The 26,347-nt window shown below is 65.9% G+C and carries 25 protein-coding genes; 19 read left to right on the forward strand and 6 right to left on the reverse strand.

Features of this window, described 5'->3' with window-relative positions; all coding sequences use genetic code 11:
* Positions 1-15 precede the first annotated feature (15 nt).
* The 6 genes from K3U96_RS08635 (at position 16) to K3U96_RS08660 (ending at position 6,519) form a co-directional block, all read left to right on the forward strand.
* Positions 16-792 carry an SDR family NAD(P)-dependent oxidoreductase gene (locus K3U96_RS08635; RefSeq protein ID WP_220692724.1) on the forward strand — a complete coding sequence of 259 codons (777 nt, stop codon included), beginning with the start codon at positions 16-18 and terminating at the stop codon, positions 790-792.
* Positions 793-874: 82 nt separating this feature from the next.
* Entirely contained in the window at positions 875-2,002 is a 1,128-nt protein-coding gene (locus K3U96_RS08640) for an LLM class flavin-dependent oxidoreductase (RefSeq protein ID WP_220692725.1), read from the forward strand.
* A complete protein-coding gene (locus K3U96_RS08645) occupies positions 1,999-3,168 on the forward strand; it encodes a sulfotransferase family protein (protein WP_220692726.1) in 1,170 nt (389 codons plus the stop codon). The genes K3U96_RS08640 and K3U96_RS08645 overlap by 4 nt, the downstream gene beginning before the upstream one ends.
* A 2-nt stretch (positions 3,169-3,170) precedes the next feature.
* Complete coding sequence (locus K3U96_RS08650; RefSeq protein ID WP_372514931.1) at positions 3,171-3,935, forward strand: sugar phosphate isomerase/epimerase family protein; 765 nt, start codon at positions 3,171-3,173, stop codon at positions 3,933-3,935.
* Between the two features lie 8 nt (positions 3,936-3,943).
* Positions 3,944-5,158, forward strand: coding sequence for a DUF1214 domain-containing protein (locus tag K3U96_RS08655; protein WP_220692727.1), 1,215 nt, complete (start codon positions 3,944-3,946; stop codon positions 5,156-5,158).
* Entirely contained in the window at positions 5,155-6,519 is a 1,365-nt protein-coding gene (locus K3U96_RS08660; protein ID WP_220692728.1) for an amidase family protein, read from the forward strand. Before K3U96_RS08655 ends, K3U96_RS08660 begins: the two co-directional genes overlap by 4 nt.
* Before the next feature lie 48 nt (positions 6,520-6,567).
* Here K3U96_RS08660 and K3U96_RS08665 read toward each other — a convergent pair whose 3' ends face one another.
* Genes K3U96_RS08665 through K3U96_RS08685 form a run of 5 tightly spaced genes read right to left on the reverse strand, consistent with a single transcriptional unit; the run spans position 6,568 to position 10,245 of the window.
* Positions 6,568-7,011 (reverse strand): hypothetical protein, encoded by a 444-nt coding sequence (locus tag K3U96_RS08665; RefSeq protein WP_220692729.1) that lies wholly within the window; start codon positions 7,009-7,011, stop codon positions 6,568-6,570.
* A 47-nt stretch (positions 7,012-7,058) separates the two neighbouring features.
* Positions 7,059-8,423: a cytochrome P450 gene (locus K3U96_RS08670; protein WP_069407264.1), complete on the reverse strand. Its 1,365-nt coding sequence runs from the start codon at positions 8,421-8,423 to the stop codon at positions 7,059-7,061.
* 25 nt (positions 8,424-8,448) lie between these two features.
* Positions 8,449-8,643: a ferredoxin gene (locus tag K3U96_RS08675; protein WP_069407265.1), complete on the reverse strand. Its 195-nt coding sequence runs from the start codon at positions 8,641-8,643 to the stop codon at positions 8,449-8,451.
* 16 nt (positions 8,644-8,659) lie between these two features.
* The gene (locus tag K3U96_RS08680) at positions 8,660-9,520 is read right to left on the reverse strand and encodes a mycofactocin-coupled SDR family oxidoreductase (protein WP_069407266.1); all 861 of its coding nucleotides are present in this window, start codon (positions 9,518-9,520) and stop codon (positions 8,660-8,662) included.
* 26 nt (positions 9,521-9,546) lie between these two features.
* Complete coding sequence (locus tag K3U96_RS08685) at positions 9,547-10,245, reverse strand: SDR family NAD(P)-dependent oxidoreductase (protein WP_069407267.1); 699 nt, start codon at positions 10,243-10,245, stop codon at positions 9,547-9,549.
* A 264-nt stretch (positions 10,246-10,509) separates the two neighbouring features.
* Between K3U96_RS08685 and K3U96_RS08690 the strand changes: the two genes are divergently transcribed.
* From K3U96_RS08690 to K3U96_RS08745, 12 genes are all read left to right on the forward strand, one after another.
* A complete protein-coding gene (locus K3U96_RS08690; protein WP_220692730.1) occupies positions 10,510-12,009 on the forward strand; it encodes an aldehyde dehydrogenase family protein in 1,500 nt (499 codons plus the stop codon).
* A gap of 28 nt (positions 12,010-12,037) precedes the next feature.
* Complete coding sequence (locus tag K3U96_RS08695) at positions 12,038-13,246, forward strand: CaiB/BaiF CoA transferase family protein (RefSeq protein WP_220692731.1); 1,209 nt, start codon at positions 12,038-12,040, stop codon at positions 13,244-13,246.
* Between the two features lie 27 nt (positions 13,247-13,273).
* Complete coding sequence (locus tag K3U96_RS08700) at positions 13,274-14,449, forward strand: OB-fold domain-containing protein (RefSeq protein WP_220692732.1); 1,176 nt, start codon at positions 13,274-13,276, stop codon at positions 14,447-14,449.
* A gap of 91 nt (positions 14,450-14,540) precedes the next feature.
* Complete coding sequence (locus tag K3U96_RS08705) at positions 14,541-15,707, forward strand: thiolase C-terminal domain-containing protein (RefSeq protein ID WP_220692733.1); 1,167 nt, start codon at positions 14,541-14,543, stop codon at positions 15,705-15,707.
* Positions 15,697-16,506, forward strand: a complete 810-nt coding sequence (locus tag K3U96_RS08710; RefSeq protein ID WP_220692734.1) for an MlaE family ABC transporter permease — start codon at positions 15,697-15,699, stop codon at positions 16,504-16,506. Before K3U96_RS08705 ends, K3U96_RS08710 begins: the two co-directional genes overlap by 11 nt.
* Positions 16,507-16,517: 11 nt before the next feature.
* The gene (locus tag K3U96_RS08715) at positions 16,518-17,375 is read left to right on the forward strand and encodes an MlaE family ABC transporter permease (protein WP_069403592.1); all 858 of its coding nucleotides are present in this window, start codon (positions 16,518-16,520) and stop codon (positions 17,373-17,375) included.
* 12 nt (positions 17,376-17,387) lie between these two features.
* Positions 17,388-18,584 (forward strand): MCE family protein, encoded by a 1,197-nt coding sequence (locus K3U96_RS08720; RefSeq protein WP_220692735.1) that lies wholly within the window; start codon positions 17,388-17,390, stop codon positions 18,582-18,584.
* Positions 18,581-19,606, forward strand: coding sequence for an MCE family protein (locus K3U96_RS08725; RefSeq protein ID WP_220692736.1), 1,026 nt, complete (start codon positions 18,581-18,583; stop codon positions 19,604-19,606). Before K3U96_RS08720 ends, K3U96_RS08725 begins: the two co-directional genes overlap by 4 nt.
* Positions 19,607-20,716 carry an MCE family protein gene (locus K3U96_RS08730; protein ID WP_220692737.1) on the forward strand — a complete coding sequence of 370 codons (1,110 nt, stop codon included), beginning with the start codon at positions 19,607-19,609 and terminating at the stop codon, positions 20,714-20,716. It abuts the gene before it with no gap.
* The gene (locus tag K3U96_RS08735; RefSeq protein ID WP_220692738.1) at positions 20,700-22,208 is read left to right on the forward strand and encodes an MCE family protein; all 1,509 of its coding nucleotides are present in this window, start codon (positions 20,700-20,702) and stop codon (positions 22,206-22,208) included. Before K3U96_RS08730 ends, K3U96_RS08735 begins: the two co-directional genes overlap by 17 nt.
* Positions 22,205-23,611 carry an MCE family protein gene (locus K3U96_RS08740; protein WP_220692739.1) on the forward strand — a complete coding sequence of 469 codons (1,407 nt, stop codon included), beginning with the start codon at positions 22,205-22,207 and terminating at the stop codon, positions 23,609-23,611. The genes K3U96_RS08735 and K3U96_RS08740 overlap by 4 nt, the downstream gene beginning before the upstream one ends.
* Positions 23,612-23,613: 2 nt before the next feature.
* Positions 23,614-25,263: an MCE family protein gene (locus K3U96_RS08745; protein WP_220692740.1), complete on the forward strand. Its 1,650-nt coding sequence runs from the start codon at positions 23,614-23,616 to the stop codon at positions 25,261-25,263.
* On the opposite strand, the gene K3U96_RS08750 is transcribed toward K3U96_RS08745, so the two are convergent.
* Positions 25,264-25,791: an Rv2253/PknI dimerization domain-containing protein gene (locus tag K3U96_RS08750; protein ID WP_220692741.1), complete on the reverse strand. Its 528-nt coding sequence runs from the start codon at positions 25,789-25,791 to the stop codon at positions 25,264-25,266.
* A gap of 78 nt (positions 25,792-25,869) precedes the next feature.
* Here K3U96_RS08750 and K3U96_RS08755 point away from each other — a divergent pair, with 78 nt between their 5' ends.
* Positions 25,870-26,271 (forward strand): hypothetical protein, encoded by a 402-nt coding sequence (locus K3U96_RS08755; protein WP_069403718.1) that lies wholly within the window; start codon positions 25,870-25,872, stop codon positions 26,269-26,271.
* Positions 26,272-26,347 lie beyond the last annotated feature (76 nt).

A 26,347-nucleotide genomic window follows, 5' to 3' on the forward strand; every position in this document is an offset into this window, starting at 1 on the left:
CCAGGAGGTCCCACCATGGCGTGTGACGGCAAGGTCGCCCTCGTCACCGGCAGCAGCCGAGGGCTCGGCAAGGCGATCGCTCAGCGGCTCGCGAGCGAAGGAGCCACGGTCGCGCTGACCGCGCGGACCATGGAACCCGATCCCAAATACCAAGGCTCACTACGTCAGACGCTTGAGGAGATCGAATCCGCGGGCGGGACGGCGGTCGCGGTGGCCGCGGATCTGTCCGACGTCGAGGAACGCGGACGGCTGTTCGCCGAGGTGGTGCAGCAGGTCGGTGCGCCCGACATCCTCGTCAACAACGCCGCGGTCACCTTCCTGCGCCCGCTCGACGAGTTCCCCGAGCGCCGGGTGCGGCTGATGATGGAGATGCACGTGATGGCGCCCCTGCACCTCACCCAGCTGGCCATCCCGGCCATGCGGGAGCGCGGCTGCGGCTGGGTGCTCAACGTGACATCGGTCGGCGGTGACCTGCCCGACGGGCCGCCGTTCTCCGACTTCGACCGCAGCGCCGGGTTCGGGGTGTACGGCACGGTCAAGGCGGCGTTGAACCGGCTGACGAAAAGCCTTGCGGCCGAACTGTACGACGACGGCATCGCGGTCAACGCCGCGGCGCCGACCAATCCCGTCGCCACCGAGGGCGCCGGCGCGCTCGACCTGGCCAAGACCGACACCGAGGACATTTCGCTGATCACCGAGACGGCATTCCAGTTGTGCACCGGCGATCCCACGACACTGACCGGTCGCATCGCCCACACCCAGGCGTTTCTGCGCGAAATCGGCCGGCTGTGAGGCGCGAGTGTGGGATTGTGTCACGTCATCCGGCGTTTTCGCGTGACGGTAACCCACGTTCGGCACGCGAAGGGGCCCTCGGGTGAAAGTTCAACCCGCCGCGTACCTGCGCACCACGCTGCCGCTGGACCTGTCGCAGCTGCCCGAACTCGACAGCGGCCGCTACCACTCGATCTGGCTACCCGATCACATGGTCAGCTTCTGGCCGGACTCCATCTGGACCCCCGAATTCACCGATCTGGCAACGGTTTCCCCGTCACCGCACCGACACCTGGACGCGATGGCGGTCGCGGCCGCCGCCGCGGTGCTGACCACCAACGTTCCGCTGGTGACCAGCGTCGTCGACACCGTTCGGCGGCACCCGTCGCTGCTCGCCCAGAGCGCGCTGACCATCGGCCATCTGGCCAAGGGCCGGTTCGTCCTGGGCCTGGGCAGCGGCGAAACCGAGAACACCGTGCCCTACGGGTTCGACTTCACCAAGCCGGTCAGCCGCTTCGAGGAAGCGCTGCACGTGATCCGGCTGCTGTGGGACAGCGACGGTCCCGTCGACTTCGACGGGCAGTTCTACCGGCTGCGGCACGCGCGGCTGGACACCGAACCGTACGACGGCCGTGTCCCGCCGATCTGGATCGGGGCAAGCGGGCAACGCACGCTGGACATCGTCGGGCGCTACGCCGACGGTTGGTGGCCGACGGGTGCGTGGACACCCGAGGACTACGCCGAAAAGCTCGCGACGGTACGGGCTTCCGCGGACCGCGCCGGGCGCGACCCGTTGGCCATCACCCCGTGCTACATCCAGGTGTGCCTGATCGCGCCCGACGATGCGGCGCTCGAAGAGATCCTGGCGGCCCCGCTGGTGAAGGCGTTCCTGCTGCAGGTCTCCGCGCCCATGCTGCGCAGGTTCGGCTACGAGCACCCGATGGGCGAGAGCTGGCGCGGTTATCAGGACATCGACCCCGCCGTGCTCACCCGCGAACGGATCCTGGACTTCCTTGCCGGAGTGCAACCCGAGATGCTGCTGTCGGTGATTCCGCACGGCACGCCGAAACAGGTCGCTCGCATCGTCAAGGATTATGTCGACGCGGGTTTGCGCGTGCCCAAGATCCTGGACTACGGCGGTATGGCGGGGCTGCAGTACGCGGCCGCGTCGGCCCAGCACGTACGCGAGGCCGAGGACGAGCTGCTGTGCCTGTGCGGAGACCTGCGGTGAGCGCACGGTTGGACGCGACGTCGATGCTGGGCCGGGCGCAGGCCGAAACCGGGTTGACGGATTACGGCGATGCCAGCCTGCCGCAGCGGTTCGCCCTGGTCGTCGAGCACCTCAACAGCATCGGCATGGACGCCGACGGCGCGCGCAACGCCGCCGACGTATGCCATTGGCTATTGACCGCGCGACTGCAGTTCTTCGAAGACCGGCGCCGATATCCCTTGGCCGATGAGGTGATCGAGCGGCCCATGTTCGTCACGGGCGAACCGCGCTCGGGTACCACGCTGATGCACGCGCTGATGTCGGTGGACCCCGACGCACGCGCCCTGCGCTTCTGGGAGGTGATGTACCCGTCGCCGCCGCCGGGCCTGGCCGCTGGTGACGATCCCCGCCGCGCCCGCGCGGATGCCGACTGGCGCGAGATCAACGCCAAACTGCCGAAATGGCTGCACAGCCATCCGTACAACGACATGCTCGGCGACGGGCTGCCCGAGGACGAACGCACCTGGGCCTTCGACTTCCGGGTGATGACGCCGACGGCGTGGTGGCGGGTGCCGATGCCGACCGTGGTCGGCGGCCTGCCCACCGATCCCGCAGCGCAGTACCGCATCCATCGGGCGATGCTGCAACAATTCCAGTACCGCCGACCCCGCAAACAATGGGTGCTCAAGGGTTTTCACGGGTTTCGCCTCAAGGAGCTGTTCGCGACCTACCCCGACGCGAAGCTGATGTGGCTGCACCGCGACCCCGTCCAGGTGGCGGCGTCGCGCACGATGATGATGGCCGACATCGCCGAAGGGATCGTCGGGCCGGTGGACCTGCAGGCCGCGGCGAAGATGCACCTGGGCCTGACCCGCGAGAGCATCGAGAACACGATGACCAACCCGCTGGTCGGCGACCCGCGGATTCTGCACGTCCGCTACACCGACTTCGTCGCCGACCAGGTCGGCACCGTCCGCCGGTTCTACGATTTCTGCGGCAGGCCACTGAGCGAACAAGCCGAGGCCGCGATGCGGCGCTATCTGGTGAACAACCGCGGCGACCGGCACGGCAAGTTCCGGTACTCCACCACGTTGCTGACCGACATCGGTGAAGATCTCGACGCGCTTCACGAGGAGTTCCGCCCGTTCCGTGAGCGTTTCGGCGTCGAGATCGAGAAGCGGAACTGACCGTGCACGAACGACTCTCGGTGCACAGCGTGACATTTTTCGGCACGCCGCTGCCCGAGCTGCAGTCGCACTGGGAAGCGCTGGGCGTACGGCGGCTGAGCCTCATCGACACCCAACTCGCCGAACCGGGCCTGAGAGACCTCCTCGCCCAGCACGGCTACACCGTGGACTCGGTCTATCACCTGTTCACGACCACCGCAGAGCTGACCCGGGTCATCGACGCCGCCGCCGCGGTGGGTGCGCGCGTCGTCTACCTGCTGACCGGAGGCCGCGGCGAACACAGTTGGGAGCAGGCCGCCGAACGGTTCTGCGTGGCGGTTGCACCCTGCGTCGGCCAGGCCGAACGCGCGGGAGTGGCCCTGGCGATCGAGAACGCCTCGGCACTGTATGCCGACATGCACATCGCCCACACCCTTCGGGACACGGTCACGCTGGCCGAGATGGCCGGGCTCGGCGTGTGCATCGACCTGTTCCACTGTTGGGCCGAAGCGGGCCTTGCCGAGTTGGTGTCGCAGGCCTTGCCGATCACCCAGCAGATCCAGCTGAGCGACTACGTGCTGGGCGACCGCGCGCTGCCGGCGCGTGCGGTCCCCGGTGACGGCGTCATCCCGATCGAGCGGTTCCTCGCCCTGGTACTTGCCTGCGGCTACCCGCACGGCTTCGACCTGGAGCTGATCGGACCCCGTATCGAGGGGGAAGGCCGGTTCGCCGCGGCGCGACGCGCCTGTGAGACGGTATCGGGCATGCTGGAAAGACTTGGCGCATAGGGGAGCCGATGGCGTTCGGAGACGGTGCGGACGATCTCGCGTTGAACGCGGCGTGGGGTGCGTTCTGTGACCGGCTGAAGTCGGCGGGCGAGCAGGTGTTCAAGGACCACAACGCCACCTCGGGCCTGCAGCGCGCCGACGGTTTCCGGTTTCTCACCCAGAACCTCGGCCAGGCCTTCGACCTGGCACTGGAAACCAGAGACAGCCGGTATCCGGTCATTCACACCTTCTGCAACCCCACCCGAAAGCTCGGCGGCGACTGCGCGGACTTCCTCTACCAGCAGGCATGGATCGACGGTCGGTCGACGTACCGCCTCGCCGGGGAACGCGGCACCGCACCGTTTTTCAACGTCACCGTGCAGGGGCCCCGATCTGGTGGGCCCGGTGTGCTTTCCGAGCCCTTCGGTGACGTGCCCGAGGCCAACATGTCCGGCGATCAGCTCGATATCGGACCCGACGGCACGTTCGAGATCTACATCGGGGGTCAGCGGCGCGGGCCGAACTGGTTGCCCACCACTTCCGAATCGCGAAAGCTGTTCATCCGTCAGGGCTTTAACTCGTGGCAGGACCGGCCCGCGCGGATGCGTATCGAGCGTGTCGGCATGGACTCGCCGAGGCCGCTGCCCGACCCGGCCACGATGATCGACGCGATGAGGTGGGCGGGCGATTTCGTGACGGGGTTGATGGACGACTGGCCGGAATACCCGTTCCGCTACGGCGGGGTGGACGCCGAACATCCCAACCACTTCCCGGGCGTCGGCCGAACCGACGCCGACGCCAAGCGTGGGCGCGCGGCGGCGAACATGTACTGGGTGCTCGGTGCCGACGAGGCGCTCGTCGTCGAGTTCGACGCCCACGAGGGGCTGTGGATGCTGACGAACATGGGCGTGTTCTTCACCAGCATGGACTACCTCTACCGACCGGTGAGCTATACGCCGAGCCGAACCGCGGTCGACCGCGACGGCAAGGTCCGCCTGGTGCTCGCCCACGCTGATCCCGGCTACCACAACTGGATCGACACCCAGGGCTTCGAGCGCGGAAACCTCACCTACCGGCACATGCTCGACGGCGCACCTGCCGAACTGCGCACCCGGGTGGTCAGATTCGCCGACCTGGCCGATGCGCTTCCGCCGGACAGCAAGACGGTGAACCAGGCCGAGCGCACCGCGCAGATGTGGGCGCGGTTCAACGGAATTCGTCGGCGTTACGGGTGGGGGCGATGACCGATATCGCGCTGCAGCCTGCCCATCGGCTGGCCGAGGCCATCCGGCGAGGCGAGCTGTCAAGCCGGGAGTTGCTCGAGCACCACCTGGCCCGGGTCGCGCGGTACAACCCACCGCTGAACGCCGTCGTCACACTGGATCCCGACGGCGCCCGGCGCGCCGCCGACGCCGCCGACGCCGCGCTGGCGCGCAACGAGGCGGTCGGTCCGTTGCACGGTGTGCCGATGACCGTCAAGGACACCTACCAGACGGCGGGCATGCGCACCACCTGTGGGCATCCGGAGTGGGATCACGTGCCCGAACGCGACGCGGAGGCGGTCCGGCGGTTGCGTGCGGCCGGCGCCGTGATCTTCGGCAAGACCAATACGCCGCCGCGGGCCGCCGACTGGCAGACGTTCAACCCGATATTCGGCACCACCAACAATCCGTGGGACACCAGCCGCAGCCCGGGCGGCTCGTCGGGCGGCGCGGCCGCCGCGCTCGCAACGGGGCTGACCGCACTCGAACTCGGCAGCGATATCGCGGGATCGATTCGGGTTCCGGCTAATTGGTGCGGCGTATCTGGCCACAAGCCGAGTTGGGGGATCGTGCCGCAACGCGGTCACCTACCCCCGCCACCGGAGGCACTGGCCGAAAGCGACCTCGGGGTGATGGGACCGATGGCACGCAACGTCGCCGATCTCGAACTCGCGCTGGACATCCTCGCAGGACCGACCGGGCCGTCGGCCGTCGGCTGGCGCCTGGAGCTGCCGCGCGCGCGTGCGTCGACGCTGGGGGAAGTGCGGCTGGCGACGTGGCTGCAAGACGCGGACTATCCGGTCGAGGCAGACGTCGGTGCGGTGCTCGATGCCGCGGTCGCCGCGTTGTCCGACGCGGGCGCGCGCCTGGTCGACGTGAAACCCCCGGTGACGCTGGCCGAACTGGTCGGTCTGCACCAGGTGTTGCTGTACCCGCTGATGGACACCACCTCGACGCTGTCGCACCGCCAGTGGATGTCGGCCAACGAGCGCCGCGAACAGCTACGGGCCAAGATGGCGGAATACTTCTGCGAGGTGGATGCGGTGCTGATGCCGATCACCGTCGTGCCGGCGGTCAAGCACGACCACCATGAGCCGTTCATCGAGCGGCTCATCCCGTTCGGTGACGAGAGTCGTTCCTACTTCGATCTTTTCGGTTGGGTAGGCCTTGCCACCGTGGCCTACCTGCCCGCAACGGCCGTTCCCGTCGGCCGCACCGCCGAGGGTCTGCCCGTCGGGCTGCAGGTGGTCGGCCCCTACCTGGAGGACCGCACCACGCTGATGGTCGCGCGACATCTCGAGCAGCTGCTGGGCGGGTTCGTCGCACCGCCCGGCTTCACGTGATTTGTGTGCGTTTAGGCGCGCTCAGCGCAACAAAACGCACACAAATCCTTACAGCCGGCGCAGCGCAAACGTCCAGAACTGCGTTCCCGGCGGACCGCCGAAGCAGCCGACGTCATACACCGAGTCGATGGTGCCTGCGAGCGACACCTCGTCCCAGCTGTAGGTGTCGCGGGTGGGCATGACATGGCCCGGGCATTGCAAACCGTCGGGCACGTCGACGGTCAGTGTGTAGCGGCCGTCTTTCAGAGAGGCCTCGCCGCCGTACTCGTAGTAGAACTTCAACCGCGATATGGCGCTGACATCCAAGCAGTCCGGTTGCTTGTTCGGAATACACGGCGAGATGAACCACACCCATGACGCCCGGTTGTACCTGTTGGTCAGCACGTCGTAATTGCCGAACGTCATCATGGCCGTGGCGGGCGGGGCGACCAGCGTCGCGGCCGCCGCGAGCACAATGGCCGCGATGAGAGCCTTCAACAATTTCACCGTCATCCTCCTGGCTGCATATCAAACCACCCGACGGGGGCTGGGGTGAGTTTTCAGTTGATAACGGCGGCTTCCTTGCGTTCGGTGATCGGCCGAGCGAGCTGTTGTTCATCGCAGATGCGTTGCAACTTCTCGAGAGTCTCGTCGAGTCCGGGGCCCAGCGGCTTGCTCGGGGTGAACGTGGCGGGCAGATTACGCATGCCCTGGATGACGCCGATCGTCTCGTAGTGCACGGTGCCCGCGGGATCACACACATAGTCGGGCATCCGGTCGAGTACCGCCGTCAACATCGACTTGAACACGGTGCGCGCGACGTTGGACCCCACACAGCGGTGCACACCGATGCCGAAGCTGAAGTGACGATTGCCTTTTCGATCCAGCACGATCTCGTTGGGCTTGTCGAACACCGACGGGTCGCGGTTGGCCATCGCCCACGACAGCCACAGCCGCTCATATTGCTTGAACTGCTGACCTTCCACCTCGACGTCCTCGGCGAAGGTGCGACCGTCGCCGGGTGCGGGCGTGAAGAAGCGCAGGAACTCCTCGGTGGCAGGGTGCAGCAGCGTGTCGCGTTCTTTGCTGAGCCGCTCGCGTTCGTCGGGATGCTCGCCCAGCCACTCCAGGGCGTGCGCGGTAAGCGCGGTGGTGGTGTCGAAGCCGCCGCCGATCACCAGGCCGAGATTGCCCAGGATCTCCATATCGGGCGCGGGTTCGCCGTCGATGCGCAGTTGCAGCAGCGCATTGACGAGTCCGGGCCGCGGGTTCTCCCGAATCTCCATCATGTTGTTGATGATGTCGATGCCCATCTCGCGATGCTGCTCGTTGATCTTCTCGCGTTCGGGGGCGTGTTCGGGGGTGTACACCGAAGCGTGAGTGGGCTCGCTGTAGACGTTCCACTTTTTGAGTTCGATGCCCATCATCGCCAGCGTGAACACCGCAGGCACCACGTTGGCCAGATGCTCGACGAAGTCGATGCGACCGCTCTCGATGTGTTCGTCGAGCGCCGCGCGGGTGATCTCGTCGACGAACGGCTCCCAGCGCTTGATCGCGGCCGGCGAAAGGTACGGGTTGAGCGCGCCGCGGTAGATGCTGTGCTCGGGCTCGTCCATCTCCAGGATGCCGCCGCGCACCACGGTGGCGCGGCTGGCTTTGGGAATGGTGATGCCCTGAAACGGTGTCTCACCGGTGATGTCGTGGTGATTGGACACCGCCGGACAGCGGGCCAGTTCGAACACGTACCTGCTGTCGGCGGCGACCCAGTGCCCGTTGTAGGTGTCGGTCCACGCGATCGGGCACCGGGACTGCATCTCCTCGGTGATCTTCTCGAACTGCAGCCGGTATTCCGGCGTGTGGCGATCGAAGTGATACCGATGTTTTTTGCGATCGCTGTCGGCGGCGCTCAAGTCGTCGACGGTCACGTCTGCTCTCCTGTGTTCTGCTCAGTCACTCTTCGATCGTGATGGCCTGTTCCGGACAGGACTGGGCGGCTTCGCGCACCGCCTCCTGTTGATCCGGCGGAACCACTTCGTTGACCGGTGATGAGGTGCCGTCAATATCGCTGAGCACAAACGAATCCGGCGCGATCATCGCGCACAGCGTGTGGCCCTGGCACCGTGCCGGGTCGACGAAAACCTTCATCTGCGTTGACCTCCGGTTAGTTGTGGTAGTCGTACCACTTGAGGTACCCGCCGGCGTCCACCCGGACCTGCATGCCGGTGACGTAGCGGGCTTCGTCGGAGGCCAACCACAACACGGCGTTGCTGATGTCGACCGGCTCGATCCACGGCACCTTCATCGCCTGCTGCACATAGAACACCGGCTCGGCGTCCTGCAGCGTCGGCTTCTCGAGATCAGGCCGAAACGACCGGTACATCGGTTCGCTGCGCAGCATGTCGGTGTTGCAGTTGGTCGGATGCACGACGTTGGCGCGGATGCCGCGCGGGGCCAGTTCGGTCGCCAGATCGTGGACATATGCCGACAGCGCACGTTTGGAGTGCACGTAGGCCATGCCGCCGGGGTCGTTGCCGGGATCGTTCTTCTGGTGGGTGTCCATCAGCGCTGCGGTGGATCCGGTCGCCACGATCGCCGCGCCCTCGGTCAGGTGCGGCAGCGCCACGTTGATCGCGTTGAGGGTGCCGACCAGGTTGGTGTTGATGACGTCGACCCAGGCCTGAAGCGGCGGTTGGCCTTTCATGCCTGCCACGCCCGCCTGGGCAACCACGATGTCGACCTTGCCGAACTCGGCGATGCCGCGTTCCAGCGCCTCACGCAGTTGGCCGGCCTCGCGGACGTCGGCCTGCGCGGTCACCGCGGCACGGCCGGTCTTCTCGACGAGCTTCCCGGTCTCTTCGAGATCCTCGGGCGTCGCCATCGGGTAGCCGATCGTCGGGATGTCCTGACACAGGTCGACGGCGATGATGTCGGCGCCCTCTTCGGCGAGCCGGACCGCGTGGCTGCGGCCCTGCCCGCGCGCCGCGCCGGTGACGAAAGCGACCTTTCCCTGTACGCGTCCCACTACTTGTGTCCTTTCGTTATCGGCCGTTAGGTGTTTCGGCCGCCGTTGACGCCCAAGATCTGTCCGGTGATGTAGCCCGCCTCCTCGGAGACGAGAAATGCGCATGCGGCGGCGATGTCCTCGGGTCTGCCGATGCGCCGCACCGGTGTGGTGTCGATGCTCTGCTGCACCTTGAGGTAGCCACGCTCTTCGGATTTGCGCAGCATCGGGGTATCGATGAAACCGGGCGGCACGGCGTTGACCGTGATGCCGGCCGGTCCGTACTCCAGCGCCAGGGATTTGGTCAGCCCGTTGACCGCCGACTTGGCCGCCACATACGGCGACATGTAGGGCTGGCCCGAATGCGTGCTGGAGGAGGAGATGTTGACGATTCGGCCCCAGCCGGCCTCGATCATGTCGGGCAGCACGGCCTGCACGCAGTGGAAGACGCCGTTGAGGTTGACGTCGATCACCCGCTGCCAGTCCTCGAACGCGATGTCGGTGAAGCGCTTGAATTTTTCCAGCCCGGCGGCGTTGACCAGAACCGTCACCGGACCGAGTTGGGCGCGCACCGCCTCGAGCGCGGCGTCGATCTGGGCCCGGTCGGTCACGTCGGCGGTGAAGGCGAGTTCGGCGTTCGATGCGGTGATGTCGATCGTGGCGACGTTCAAGCCGTCCGCGCGCAACCGTTGGGCGACGGCCTGCCCGATGCCCGAACCACCACCGGTCACAACGGCGTTCTTCATGCCACCGCCCGAGCGTCAACTATCAAGAATCGTCCTTCCGATTATGAGAACCGTACTCTCGGGACGTGGCATCCCGCAAGACACTAACCGATCAAGATTCGCACTGGTGAGACGTTTGGCAGACGATTGTCGCACCATTAATCGCAGGCAGGGGCGATTCCGGTCATTTCCTTGAGTTCTCTTGTCGCGAATGTATGATTCGCCGGGGATGAGAATGAAGTTTCCATCACATTGCGCCAGATGGGACGTGTGTTGAGGAGAACAATGCAGGAAGCGACCACGATCTCCATGGCCAACCGGTCGGCGGACACCGCCGCGGTCGAGGTCGACCGGCGCATGTTGATCGACGGGCGGCTGCTCGAGCCGTCGCGGACGTTTCCCTCTATCAACCCGGCCACCGGCCAGGTGCTCGGGCACGCCCCCGACGCCACCGTCGCCGACGCCCATGCGGCGGTGGCCGCGGCACGCCGCGCGTTCGATGAAACCAACTGGGCGACGGATACGCAGCTGCGTATCAGGTGCCTCGAACAGTTCCATCACGCGCTCGTCGAGCATCGCGATGAGCTCGCCGAACTCACGATCGCCGAAGTCGGTGCGACGCCGACGCTGTGCGCGGGTGCCCAACTCGACCAGCCGATCGCGATCGTGGGGTACTACGCCGATCTGCTGAAGAGCTATCCGATGACCGAAGACCTCGGCAACATCGAGAGCCGCGGCATGCAACATCACCGCTGGGTGGAAAAGGAAGCCGCCGGTGTGGTGGCGGCGATCATCGCCTACAACTACCCCAACCAGCTGGCGCTGGCCAAGCTGGGGCCCGCGCTCGCCGCCGGTTGCACCGTGGTGCTCAAGTCGGCCCCGGACACCCCGCTGATCACCCTGGCGCTCGGCGAGCTGATCGCCAACCACACCGACATCCCCGCCGGCGTCGTCAACGTGCTCAGCGGAGCCGACCCCGAGGTGGGCGCGGCGCTGACCACCAGCGCCGACGTCGACATGGTGACATTCACCGGTTCCACCCCGACCGGCCGACGGATCATGGCGGCGGCCAGCGACACCCTCAAACGCGTCTTCTTGGAACTGGGCGGTAAATCGGCCGCGATCGTGCTCGACGACGCCGACTTCGCCACCGCCGCCCTGTTCAGTGCCTTCAGTATGGTCAGCCACGCCGGGCAGGGCTGCGCGCTGACGTCGCGGCTGCTGGTTCCGCGTAAGCACCACGACGAGATCGTCGAACTCGTCAAGACCAACTTCGCGATGGTGCGCTACGGCGACCCGGCCGACCCGGCCACCTATATGGGTCCGCTGATCAGCGACAAGCAGCGCGACAAGGTCGACGGCATGGTCAGGCGCGCCGTCGATGCCGGCGCCACGCTGGTGACCGGCGGCGAGAAGATCGATCCCGGATACTTCTACACCCCGACCCTGTTGACCGATGTCGACCCCGACAGCGAGATCGCCCAGGAAGAGGTCTTCGGCCCCGTGCTGGTCGTCATCGCCTACGAGGACGACGACGACGCGGTGCGCATCGCCAACAACTCCATCTACGGGTTGTCCGGAGCGGTGTTCGGCAGCCAGGATCGGGCGCTGACGCTGGCCCGTCGCATCCGCACCGGCACCTTCTCCATCAACGGCGGTAACTACTTCAGCCCCGACAGCCCGTTCGGCGGCTACAAGCAGTCAGGTATCGGGCGCGAGATGGGCACCGCGGGGTTGGAGGAGTTCTTGGAATCCAAGACGTTCGCGACGGTGGTGGGCCGCTGATGAGCGCTCGCGCGAAGAAAGGACAGCAGTGAGCAAGCCGCTGGAGGGAATCCGGGTCCTCGAGGTCGCCATGTACGGCTTCGTGCCGTCGGCGGGTGCCGTGCTGCGCGAATGGGGCGCCGACGTCATCAAGGTCGAGCACGCCGTGACCGGAGATCCGCAACGCGGTCTGCGCCAGACCGGGCTGCTGCGAGTCGAAGGTGACCCCAACCCCAACATCGAACACGCCAACCGGGGCAAGCGCAGCATCGGACTGGACATGTCGGTGCTGCAGGGCCGAGAAGTCCTGCTGGACCTCGCGCGACGCGCCGATGTCTTTTTGACCAGCTTCCTGCCCGCGCACCGGCAGAAGTTCGGCATCGACGTCGACGACATTCGCGCGGTGAACCCCACGATCATCTATGCGCGAGGCAGCGCGCTGGGCCCACGCGGTGAGGAGTCGGTCAAGGGCGGATACGACATGACCGCCTTCTGGTGCCGCGCGGGCACCGCCGCCACGATCACGCCGCCGGGCACACCGGGCATGGTCGGCCCACCGGGACCGGCGTACGGCGACACCATTTCTGGGACCAACCTCGCCGGTGGGATCGCCGCGGCGCTGCTCAAGCGGGAACGGACCGGCGAGGCGTCCGTCGTCGACGTCTCGCTGCTCGGCAGCGGGCTGTGGTCGTTGGGCCACACCGTCGCGCTGACCAAGCATCTCGGCCAGCGCATGGAGGCGTTTCCGCCCGGCGTGCACGGCTCGCCGATCAACCCGCTCGTCGGGCTGTATCCGACGGCCGACGACCGCTACATCTCTTTCGTGATGATGCAGCCCACCAAGTTCTGGGCCGACGTGTGCCGGCATATGGACCTCGAGGAACTCATCGACGATCCGCGCTTCGCCACCGCCGAGTCGATCGCCGAGAACACCGAGGCCGCCGCGGAGATCCTCAAGGAGGCGATGGCCAAGCGCCCGCTCGCCGAGTGGAGCGAGCGGTTCGCGACGCTGCTCGGGCCGTGGGCTCCGGTGCAGGACACCCTGCAAGCAGCCGAGGACGCCCAGATCCGCGCGAACGAGTACCTGGTGCCGGCGGGCGAACTCGAACTCGTCGCGAACCCGGTGCAATTTGATGTCAAGGCGCCAGAAACCGGCCCCGCGCCCGGTTTTGCAGAGCAAACTGACGAAATCTTGCTGGAACTCGGATTGGATTGGGATCGCATCATCGAACTCAAGACGGCCGGCGCCGTCACCTAGGTTGCTGAAAGGTTCTGGAGCCATCAGATGCCACGTGTCGCTTCGATAGGCACCTATCTGCCGTGTTGGGGTACCCCGACGCGGCGGGTGCCCGGCGACGACGAGGATGTCATCACGCTCGCGGTCGAGGCGGGCCGGGCGGCGTTGCTGGCAAGTGGCGCAGTTGAGCGGGTGGTGTTGGTCAGCCGCAACATGCCGATGTTGGAGAGCAGCAGCGCCGCCGTACTGCTGGCGGGCCTGGGCCTGGATCCGGAGTTGGAGGTCGACGAACGGCTCGGCGGCGCGCCTGCGACCGTCGACGCGCTGAGCTCGGCGCGGCCACGGACACTGATCATCGGCAGCGACCTGGAACCCGCCGGTGCCGCGGCCGTGCTGACCGCCGAGCGCGGCCTGCAGTTCCGCACCGCCGCGCGCATCGCGCGAAGCCTCCCGGTGCGCACCCGCAACGCGACCGGTGACGTGCACGACTACGGCGACCCCCGGTTGCTGCACGAGCGCGGGCTCGTCGCCTCGCTGGAAGCCGCCTGGCTGGACACCCCGGTCGCGGTGGCTGGGGTGGATCACCCGCGCGCGGTGGAGTTGAGCATCGGCGATCCGCCGGAACTGCCAACCACCGGGGCGAGTTCGAGTTTGTTCGCACTCGCCGGGATGGTCGAACGCGACACGACGGGCCCGTTGGTGGCGGTCGAACAAGCCACGCTCTCGGGCATCACGGTCACCGGCGGGGTGGCCGAACTGAACCGCCGCGAGCCCGACCCGCGGCCAATGCCCGACGGCCAGTACGTCGCAGGCGCGGACCTGCCGATCTCGCTGGCCGCATACGAGCGGGCCTTCGAGGCCAAGACCCGGTGGGAAGCCGGAAGGTTCGCCGGCAGCGACGTACTGGACTTCCCGCCGCGCTACCGGCTGGCGGACGACGGTGCGCTGTCCACCGGCTACGAACTGGTTCCCCTGCCCCGGACCGGAACGGTGTACACGGAGACGACCGTGCAGATGCCGGTGCCCGGTCTGCGCACCCCCTATTCACTGGTGATCGTCGAACTCGACGGCGTCGGGGTCCGCGCACTGGTCAAGGTGACTGGAGCGGCGCCGGGCACGGTCGACATCGGCGCGCGCGGCCGGCTGGCGTTGCGCCGCGTGGCGGTACGCTCCGGCGTGCCCGATTACGGTTACATGTTCGAGCCCGAGCGGGTCGCGGCGTGAGGACCCGAAGGCCAACGCGCGTGAGGATCACAGCGGAGCGAGGACCGGTGGGCCCACGCCCGGAGGGCAGGGGACGAGCGGGAGCCGAGGCATGAGAAGGGTCGGAATCGTCGGCGCCGGAATGACGGCCTTCGGCGAGCACTTCGCCCTCGGTATGAAAGACCTGCTGCCGATGGCATACGCCGAGTGCGCGGCCAGCGTGGACAAGGGCTTGGCCAGGCAGGACCTGCAGGCGGCGTGGTTCGGTGCGATGGGCACCGCCGACGGGTTTCCCGCCGGAATCCTCGCCGACACGCTCGGGCTGCCCGACCTGCCGGTCACCCGGGTGGAAAACTCGTGCGCCACAGGCAATGACGCCGTGCGCAACGCGTTATTCGGCGTGGCCTCAGGAGCTTTCGACGTCGTCCTGGTCATGGGTGCCGACAAGCTGCGCGACACCACTTCGGCCGACATGGTGTGGCAGTGGGAGGCGATGGCCCGTGACATGGCGTGGGATTACCCACTCGGTCTGGTCTCGCCCGCCGGATTCGCGCTGCATGTTCGTCGCTACCTGCACGAGTCGCCTGCCACCCGCGAACACCTCGCCATGGTCGCGGTAAAGAACCACCACCACGGCGTCAACAACCCCAAGGCGCGGTTGCGGTTCGAGATCACCGTTGAGCAGGCGCTGGATGCGCCGGTGATCGTCACTCCCTTCGGGCTGTATGACTGCGCTCCGCAAAGCGACGGCGCCGCCGCGCTCATCCTGGCCGCCGAGGACATGGTCGACCGCTTCACCGACCGGCCGGTGTGGGTCCGGGGAGTAGGCCTGGGCCTGGATTCGGTGATGCATCAACACAAACCGGACATGACGACATTTCCGGCAACCGTCCGGGCGGCCAAGCGGGCATTCACCATGGCCGGCCTGACACCTGCCGATGTCGATGTGGCCGAAGTTCACGATTTCTTTACAGGCATCGAGTTGATCAGCTATGAAGATCTGGGCTTCGCAGAGCGTTTCGGCGGCTACAAGCTCATCGAGACCGAAGTCACCAGTGTTGGCGGCGCGCTGCCGGTCAACCCCAGCGGCGGGCTGAAGGCCAAGGGTCATCCGCCAGGAGCCACCGGCGTCGCGCAATGCGTTGAGTTGTTTCAACAACTCCGTGGAGAGGCGGTCAACCAGGTGGACGGGGCGCGAATCGCTTTGGCGCACAATATCGGTGGCCCGACGGCCGTATCTGCCGTCACGATCCTGGAGGGAGCCGGTAGTGGCTGTTAAGGGCCCGGAGCGGTGGGCGGTGGGGTTGCCGCGGGTGCGTGATTTGGCGGGGCCGATGGCGGCTGTGGGTGGGTTGTTTGCGATGTCGGCTGATGCGGTGCGGTTTGTGTTTCGGCGGCCGTTTCAGTGGCGGGAGTTTTTGGAGCAGTGTTGGTTTATTGCGCGGGTGGCGTTGGCGCCGACGTTGTTGGTGGCGATTCCGTTCACGGTGTTGATTAGTTTCACGCTCAATATTTTGTTGCGGGAGTTGGGTGCGGCGGATTTGTCGGGGGCTGGTGCTGCGTTTGGGGCGGTGACGCAGGTGGGTCCGATTGTGACGGTGTTGATTGTGGCGGGGGCGGGGTCGACGGCGATTTGTGCGGATTTGGGGTCGCGCACGATTCGTGAGGAGATCGATGCGATGGAGGTGTTGGGTATTGATCCGGTGCAGCGGTTGGTGACGCCGCGGATGTTGGCTTCGGGTTTGGTGGCGTTGTTGCTCAACAGTTTTGTTGTGGTGATCGGCATTTTGGGTGGATATATGTTTTCGGTGTTCATTCAGGATGTGAATCCGGGGGCGTTCGCGGCGGGGATCACGTTGTTGACCGGGGTGCCTGAGGTGATTATTTCGTGTGTGAAGGCGGCGTTGTTCGGGTTGATCGCGGGGTTGGTGGCCTGTTATCGGGGGTTGACGATTTCGGGTGGTGGGGCCAAGGCGGTGGGTAATGCGGTCAATGAGACGGTGGTGTATGCGTTTATGTCGTTGTTTGTGATCAATGTGGTGGTCACCGCGATTGGTATCCGGATGACGGCGGGGTAGCGGGGCCGCTGATGGGCACGATGACGATTTTGCGTTCCACCTATCCGCGGTTGACGCGTTCGGTGCGCCGGCCGGTGGATGTGTTGGGTCGTGTCGGTGATCATTTGTTGTTTTATGTGCGGGCGTTGGCCGGTATTCCGCATGCCAGTGTGCATTTCCGTAAGGAGATCGTGCGGTTGATCGCTGAGATCTCGATGGGTGCGGGCACGTTGGCGATGATCGGTGGCACGGTGGCCATTGTGGGGTTTTTGACGCTGGCGGCCGGGGGCACGTTGGCGGTGCAGGGGTATAGCTCGTTGGGTGATATCGGTATCGAGGCGTTGACGGGGTTTTTGGCGGCGTTTATCAATGTGCGTATCGCTGCGCCGGTGGTGGCCGGGATCGGGTTGGCGGCCACGTTCGGGGCGGGGGTGACTGCGCAGTTGGGGGCGATGCGGATCAATGAGGAGATTGATGCGTTGGAGTCGATGGCGATCCGCCCGGTCGAGTACCTGGTCAGTACTCGGATTGTGGCCGGGATGTTGGCGATCACGCCGTTGTATTCGATCGCGGTGATCTTGTCGTTTGTGGCGTCGCAGTTCACCACGGTGGTGTTGTTCGGGCAGTCCGGTGGGCTCTATGACCATTATTTCGACACGTTTTTGAATCCGATCGATTTGTTGTGGTCGTTTCTGCAGGCGGTGTTGATGGCGATCACGATTTTGTTGATCCACACTTACTTCGGTTATTTCGCCACCGGGGGCCCTTCGGGGGTGGGGGTGGCGGTGGGTAACGCGGTGCGCACCAGTTTGGTGGTGGTGGTTTCGGTGACGCTGTTGGTGTCGCTGTCGGTGTATGGCTCCAACGGCAACTTCAACCTCTCAGGCTAAAGGGCGTCATCCATGAAATCTGGTGCACTACGCCCGCTGACCGGGCTGGCCATGATCATCGCGATCGCCTTGATCGTGACCCTGGCCATCACCTTGTTCCGCGGCGACTTCACCAAAACCGTGCCCATCACCGTCATCTCCGAACGCGCCGGCCTGGTCATGAACCCCGACGCCAAGGTCAAGATGCGTGGGGTGCAGGTCGGCAGCGTCAAGTCCATCGCCGAGCGCGCCGACGGCACCGCCGAGTTGACCTTGGACATGGACCCATCGCAACTGCATCTCATCCCGGAGAACGTCAACGTCGAGATCGCGTCGTCGACGTTGTTCGGCGCGAAGTTCGTGCAACTGGAAGCCCCCAAAGCGCCGTCGCGGGAAACGCTGAGAGCCGGACAGGTGCTGCAGGGCCAGCACGTCATGGTCGAAGTCAATACCGTGTTCCAGCAGCTGGTTACGGTGCTCGACAAGATCGACCCGGCCAAGCTCAATGAGACACTCGGCGCGATCTCCACCGCCTTCAACGGTCGCGGGCAGAAGATCGGCCAGACACTCGTCGACTTCAACGCGCTGTTGGCCAAGATCGAACCGAGCCTGCCGAACCTGGCTCACGACATCGAGGCCGCTGTTCCCACCCTCGAGGCCTACGGCGATGCGGCGCCCGATCTGCTCTCGACGATCCAGAGCACCACCGCGGTGAGCAATTCCATCGTCGACGAACAACAGAATCTCGACGAATTCCTCATCAGCACAATCGGTCTGGCCGATATCGGCAACGACGTCATCGGTACCAACACCGAGGCCCTCACCGACGTGATCCACCTGCTCGTGCCCACCACCACCTTGCTCAACGACTACCGGGCGTCGGTGCGGTGCGGCATCGGCGGGCTGGTCCCGTTCGCGAAATCCCCGCCGCAGTATTCGGGTGTCCTCGTCAACGCCGGCCTCACCCTCGGCGTCGAGCGTTACCGCTACCCCCGAGACCTGCCGAAGGTCGCCGCCAGCAGCGGTGGCGCCGACTTCTGTGACGAGCTTGGCCTCCCAGAACTGCCGGCGAACTTCGTGCCGCCGTTGGTGGTCGGAGATGTCGGCGCCAACCCCGCCCAGTACGGAAGCTCGGGCATCGTGCTGAACTCCGAAGGCCTCAAGAACTGGTTGTTCGGGCCGCTTGACGGCCCGCCGCGAAACACCCCCCAGATCGGACAGCCGGGATGACGCGATCAATGGCCACGCTGATCAAGTTCACGACGTTCGGTGTCGTCATGGCGCTGCTGACGGCGTTTCTGTTCGTCGTGTTCAGCGAGTCGAGAACCGGCGCGACCGAGGAGTATTCGGCCGTTTTTACCGATGCCTCCCGGCTGGAAAAAGGGGACACCGTGCGCATCGCCGGCGTCCGGGTCGGCACCGTGCGAAGCGTGTCCCTGCAGGACGACAAGAAGGTTCTCGTCTCGTTCGACGCCGACCGCAACACCAAACTGACGACGAACACCAAGGCAGCGATCCGCTACCTGAACCTGGTCGGCGACCGCTACCTCGAACTCGTCGACACCCCGGGCGCGGCGACGATCCTGCCTGCCGGCGGCCAGATTCCGCAGGACCGGACGGCGTCTGCGCTCGACCTCGACCTGCTGCTCGGCGGTCTCAAACCCGTTATCCAGGGCCTTAACCCGCAGGACGTGAACGCGCTGACCGGCTCGCTGGTGCAGATCCTGCAGGGCCAGGGCGGCACGCTGGAATCGCTGTTCTCCAAGACCTCGTCGTTCACCAACTCGCTGGCCGATAACAACGCGGTCATCGAGCAGTTGATCGACGAGTTGCGGGCCGTGCTGGACACCGTGGCACAAGACGGTGAGGAGTTCTCCGGGGCGATCGACCGAATCGAGCAGTTGGTCAGCGGGCTGTCTTCAGACCGTGATCCCATCGCCACGGCCATCGACTCGTTGGACAGCGGCACCGCGTCGCTGGCAGACCTGCTCGGCCGATCACGTGAACCCCTTGCAGGCACCGTCGATTCGCTGGATCGGCTCGCTCCGCTGGTCAACAACGACCTGCCCCGCCTGGATGCCACCATCCAGCGGCTACCCGAGATCTACCGCAAGCTCGCGCGGGTCGGCTCCTACGGTGCGTTTTTCCCGTACTACATCTGCGGGGTCACGTTCCGCGCGAGTTCTCTCGAGGGAGAAACAGTGGTCTTCCCCTGGGTCAAGCAAGAGCAGGGAAGGTGCGTGGACAAGTAGATGCAGAAGTACCGCGGATCCCAACTCATCAGGGCCGGCTTCATCGGCGTCGTCCTGATCATCCTCGTCATCGCCGTGGGGCTACAACCGGAGCGGCTGTACCAATGGGCCACCTCCCTGCGGTACCAAGCGTTGTTCACCGAGGCCGGTGGTCTCACCGTCGGCAACGACGTCACGGTGTCCGGCATCAAGGTCGGGTCGGTCTCGTCAATCGAACTCGAAAACGGTGACGCGCTGGTCGGTTTCACCATCGACGGCCGCTACGCGCTCGGCTCGGACACCACCGCGCACATCCGTACCGGTACCCTGCTCGGCGAGCGGGTGCTGGCGCTGGATTCCAGCGGCAGCGGCACGTTGGACCGCCGCGAGGTCATTCCGACCACGCGCACCTCCGCGCCGTACTCGTTGACCGACGCGGTCAGTGAGCTGACCGCGAACACCGCGGGAACAGACACCGAATCGCTCAACCAGTCACTGGACACGTTGGCCGAGACGCTCGACCAGATGGCCCCGCAACTGGGCCCGACGTTCGACGGCTTGAGCCGACTGTCACAGTCGCTCAACAACCGCAACGACAGCCTGGCCGAGCTGTTGAAGACCGCAGGCGATGTGACGGGGATCTTCTCCGAACGCAGCCAGCAGGTGAACGCGCTGATCCTCAACGCCAACGATCTGCTCGCAGTCGTCAACGAGCGCCGCTACGCGATCACCAGGCTGCTCGCCAACACCGCGGCGGTGTCAAACGAACTGCAAGGCGTTGTCGCCGACAACGAGGAGCAGTTGGCCCCGACGCTGGAACAGCTCAACGTCGTGACCGCGATGCTGGAGAAGAACCGCGACAACCTGGCCAAGATGTTGCCCGGCGCCGCCAAATACTATCTGACCCAAGGCGAAATCGTGTCCAACGGCGCCTACTACAACGCGTTGGTGCCCAACATGATCCCGCTGCCGCCGCAGCTGCTCCAGCCTTTCCTCGACTATGCCTTCGGCTTCCGACGCGGCGTCGATGCCGGCCAGCCGCCGGACAACGCCGGGCCACGTGCGGAGATCCCGTTCCCCGTCAACAGCATTCCCCAGCCAGGAGACCTTCCCAATGATGGCAACCCGTAAGCGGCTGGTGGCCGGCACGGCGATCCTGCTGGCCATCGGGCTGGTCGCCGGTGCGGGCTACCTCGTCCGTCAGGTGTTCTTCGGCCCGTACACCATCACGGCCTACTTCCCGACCGCTACCGCCATCTACCCCGGCGACGAGGTACGGGTCTCGGGCGTGGCGGTCGGCACCATCGAGGCGATCAAGCCCGAAGGTACCCAGACCAAGATGACCCTCAAGGTCGACCGCGACGTGCCCGTGCCGGCCGACGCCAAGGCCGTGATCGTCGCGCAGAACCTCGTCGCCGCCCGCTACGTCCAGCTGACACCGGCCTACCGCAACGGGGACGGGCCGAAGATGGCTGACGGGGCGGTCATTCCCAGTGACCGCACGGCCGTCCCGGTCGAATGGGACGAGGTCAAAACCCAGTTGATGCGCCTGGCAACCGAACTGGGACCCGAAAAGGGGATGTCGGACACGTCTGTGTCGCGGTTCATCGACAGCGCGGCGAACGCCCTCGGTGAGGGCAACGGCGAGAAGCTGCGCCAAACGTTGGCTCAACTGTCCGGCGCCGCACGGATTTTCGCCGAAGGCAGCGGCAACATCGTCGACATCATCAAGAACCTGCAAGTGTTTGTCGGCGCCCTCCGCGACAGCAAGCAGCAGATCGTGCTGTTCGAGAACCGGCTGGCCACGCTGAGCAGCGTGCTCGACGACAGCAGATCCGATCTGGACGCCGCGGTCTCCCAACTGTCGGTGGCGATGGGCGAAGTGCAGCGGTTCGTCGAGGGCAGCCGCGCCCAAACCTCCGAACAGGTTCAGCGGCTGGCCAGCCTCACCCAGATACTCGTCGACCATGAGACCGATCTCAAGAACGTCCTGCACATCACGCCGAACGCGATCGCCAACTTCCAGAACATCTACTATCCGAACGGCGGTGCGGTGACCGGAGCGTTCTCGCTCACCAACTTCTCGAGCCCGGTCCTGTTCTTCTGCAGCATGATCGGCGCCGTGGCGAACACCACCGGACCCGAGACGGCGAAGCTGTGCGCGAACTACCTCGGGCCGGCGATGCGACTGCTCAACGTCAACCAGATTCCGTTGCCGATCAACGCGTACCTGCGGCCTGCGGTCAACCCCGACCGCATCATTTACACCGACCCGAAGCTCGCTCCCGGCGGTGCGGGTCCCGGCGATGCGCCAGAGCCACCTCCGACGGTGTCGGCCTACACCGGCATGGGGGATGTGCCCCCGCCGCCGGGTTGGGGCCCCCATCCGCCCGGCCCACCCGGGCTGTACATGCCCGACGGTGACGCGCCCGCGACGCCCTCGCCGGCGTTGTACCCCGGTGCGCCGCTACCGGGCCCGCCAAGAATAATCTCCAATATCCCGGCGCAACCCACGACCGTTGAGGGGATGCTGCTGCCGCCGGCCCCGGCGCCCGGCGGGCCGCCTGCACCTGTGCCGCCAAACGCCCCTCTGTTGCCGGCTGAAGGGACGCCGCCGTCATGATCAGCGGGATCAAGCGATTGACCGTCGTGGGGTCGTGCGTCGCCATGGCCCTGACCGGGTGTTCCTTCCAGGGCATCAACTCGCTGCCGTTGCCGGGAGCCGTGGGCCGCGGCGCGGACGCCGTGACCTACCACGTGCAGGTCGCGAATGTCGCCACGCTGGAGTCGAACTCACCGGTGATGATCGACGATGTCGTCGTCGGAAGCGTCGGCAAGATGACGGTCGACAACTGGCATGCCGACGTGGAGATCTCGGTGAAACCCGACGTCGCCATACCGGCCAATGCGGTGGCCACCGTCGGGCAGACCAGCCTGCTGGGCTCGATGCACCTGGCGCTCAACCCGGCACTGGGCGAAGAACCCAGCGGTCGGCTGCAACCCGGCGCCACCATTCCGCTCAGCGAATCGTCGACCTATCCGTCCACCGAACGCACGCTGTCGTCGTTGTCGATGGTGGTCAACGGCGGGGGACTGGGCCAGATCGGTGACGTCATCCACAATTTCAGCGCCGCGGTGTCCGGGCGCGAACCCGAGATCCGCGAACTGCTCACCCGACTGGACAACTTCATCGGAGTTCTGGACACCCAGCGGGACGACATCATCGCCACCATCCAACAGCTGAACCGTGTCGCGGGCACCTTCGCCGGACAGCGCGAGGTGATCGACCGTGCGCTCAAGGAGATTCCGCCGGCCATCGACGTGCTGATCAAGGAGCGGCCGAACCTGACCACCGCCCTGGAGAAGCTCGGCACGTTCGGTGACACCGCGACCACGCTGGTCAACGAGGCGGGTGACGATCTGGTGAAAGACCTGGAGAACCTGGGTCCGGCGCTCGGCGCGATCGCCGACATCGGACCCGATCTGAACCTTGCGCTGTTGTGGGCCACCGCCTTTCCCTACGGCCCGACATTCGCCGACCGGATCACCCGGGGCGACTACATTAACCTGTTCGCGACGTTCGACCTGACCTATCCGCGGTTGAAGAAGACGCTGTTGCTCGGTACCCGGTGGGGTGACGAGAACGCCAAGCTCATCCCCGCGCCAGGCGACCCGTACTGGGCGAACTACTCGTACAACCCGATGTCGCTCGGTGTGGCGCCACCGCCGACCGAAGGGCTTGCGCCCGCGGCCGGTGCGCCGCCGGGGGAGACCACGCCGAAGGTGAACGGACCGCTGCTGCCGGTGGTGCCGCCGCCGCCCGCCGCTCCGTGGTTGCCCTCGGCGCCGGTCACCACGTCGTCGCAGATCTTCGCGGGCCCGTACGGAGCAGAAGCGCCGGCTCAGGCAGAATTGCCGGCTCCGCCGGCTCAAGCCGAATTGCCGGCTCCGCCGGCTCAAGCCGAATTGCCGGCTCCGCCGGCTCAAGCCGAATTGCCGGCTCCGCCGGCGGGAGGCGGTGGCTGACCATGCTGACCCGTTTCGTCCGAAATCAGCTGATCATCTTCACGATTGCGTCCATCGTCGGCGTCACCGTGATGGTGTTCGCCTACATGCAGGTGCCGACCTTGCTCGGTATCGGCCGGTTGACCGTGAAGCTGGAACTGCCGGCCGCCGGCGGTCTGTATCGCTTCGGCAACGTGACGTACCGAGGCGTCCAGATCGGCAAGGTCACGTCGGTGACGTTGACCGAAACCGGTGCGGAAGCGACGCTGTCGCTTGATACTTCGCCGAGAATCCCCGCGGATCTGCAGGCCGAGGTCCGTAGCGTTTCGGCGGTCGGCGAGCAGTATGTGGACCTGCGCCCCCGCACCGACTCCGGCCCGTACCTGCAAAGCGGTTCGGTGATCACCGTGGAGAACACGACGATCCCCCAACAAGTGGGGCCGATGCTCGACCAGGTGAGCAACCTGGTCGACAGCATCCCCGGAGATCGCATCTCCGACCTGCTCGACGAGTCGTTCAAGGCGTTCAACGGGGCCGGACCGGATCTGCAGTCGCTGCTCGATTCGGCCGCCACCGTCACGGGTGACGCCAACAGCGTCTCCGACCAGACCCGAGCGCTGATCGATGACAGTGGTCCGCTCCTGGATTCACAGGTCGAGACCGCCGACTCGATCCGCACATGGGCGCGCAGCCTGTCCGGGGTGACAAAGCAGCTCGAACAGAACGATCCGGAAATTCGCGCGCTACTGCAGCGCGGACCCGGCTTCGCACAGGAAGTTTCGCAGCTGCTCACCGACGTGAAGCCGACGCTGCCGATACTCCTGGCGAATCTCACCACGGTGGGCCAGATCCTGGTCACCTACAACCCGTCACTGGAACAGCTGATCGTCATCTTCCCGGGGATCATCGCGGCCCAGCAGTCGTTCGGGCTTCCGACGAAGAACCCCACCGGGCTCCCGTCGGGCGACTTCGCGTTGACCATCGGCGACCCGCCGGCGTGCACGGTCGGCTTCCTTCCGCCGTCACAGTGGCGCAACCCCGAGGACCTGACCTCCATCGACACCCCCGACGGGTTGTACTGCAAACTGCCGCAAGACTCTCCGATCAGCGTGCGCGGCGCACGCAACTATCCATGCATGGAGCATCCCGGAAAGCGGGCGCCCACGGTGCAGCTCTGCGACGACCCCAAGGGCTATCAGCCGTTGGCTCTGCGGCAGCACTACACCGGCCCGTATCCGATCGACCCCAACCTCATCTCGCAGGGCATCCCCGTCGATGACCGGGTGGACTTCCAGGAGCGGATCTACGCACCGATCGAGGGCACGCCGCTGCCGCCGGGTGCGGTTCCGCAAGGAAAGCCGCCCGTGTCACTGCCCGGCACGCCCTCGACACCGGTGGGGCAGCCTGCCCCGATCGCTCCGCCGCCGCCACCTCCGCCCGGCAATTCGGTGAACGGGACGCCGATTCCGGCGCCACCGGCCCCAGCCGGGGCGGTACCTGCGACGCCAAGTGCGTACGGGGACAATGGTTCCGCGGCGGGACCGTCGGTTGCTGTGGCCACCTACAACCCGGAGACGGGTGATTACCTGACACCCGACGGTCGGGTGGAGCAGCTGAAGAACGTGGCGGCCGGACAGCAGCCTAAGTCGTGGAAAGACCTGCTGCCGACCTGATCAGGAGATCTTCTCCATCCGCACCGGCAGCTCGATGACGACGGGTTTGTTGACCCCGCACGCACCGCTCGCGCCCTTCGTCACGTTGCGGCCCCCGAAGGTCTTCATGTCCTTGGTCAGCCGGGTGTTGGTGGTGGGGTCGACCCCCCACAGGATGAACTTCTGATGGCCCAGTGCGAAGGTGCCGTCCGGACACGGGATCCAGTTCGGGATGTCGTGGTCGACGTACCAGAAGTCGTCGAGCCGGGCCGTGCCGGTCCAACCCCGATCACTCGTCACGGTGCCGACGCATTCGATCGGGCTCACACAATCGCTGGAGACCGTCCAGGTCTCGATCACCGTCTCCTGGTCGATCAACACCTCGTTGGTCCTGGCCCACTCGCCGTCTGACATCACCCGGTAGGTGCCGTTGAGTTCGACGCCGAAGTTCGACGCGTACGCCGGCGTTGCCGCGCTTACACTTCCGATCACGACGCCGCTCGCGACAACCGCCGCTGACACCAGGCCCAATGCACCGACTTCACGCATACCTCAGCCTAACGTGGCACCGGTATTTGTCTTCTCTGAAAGCGAGAATTTCGTTGCCGGGCATGTGAAAATGGCGTCGTGCGATCAATCGGCGCAGTGCTCGCTGCCTTGGCAACGCTTGGCACCGTCATCGCTGCACCGTCAGCGTCGGCTCAGCCACCCCCACCGCCGCCGGCGGCTGAATGCAACGAACCGTCCTGCACGCCCGGCATCGCGCCGAACATCGTGCTCGGGTCGTACTGCAGCAACACCACCCACTACGTGTTCGGGGTGACGTCGTGGGGACGGTTGGTGTTCTGCGGGTCACCGCGGCGATACGAACCTCGCTGGTTCCGCTCACCGGAGATGCACGGGATCAAGAACGACGGCCAACTGTGTCCGGGGCTCGACGGTGACGTCGCCCAGGCGCCCGACGGCCTGTTCCTCAGCTGTGTCGGGCGGGACGGCAGATCCGCATGGGAGTACGGCGGCAACGCCTAGTTCTCGTCGCCGACTCTGCGCACCGATCGCAACTCCCGCGATTTGGGTGATCTGTGCGCAGAGTCAACCAAGGGCC

It is taken from the genome of Mycolicibacterium holsaticum DSM 44478 = JCM 12374 (genome assembly GCF_019645835.1).
Classification (GTDB): domain Bacteria; phylum Actinomycetota; class Actinomycetes; order Mycobacteriales; family Mycobacteriaceae; genus Mycobacterium; species Mycobacterium holsaticum.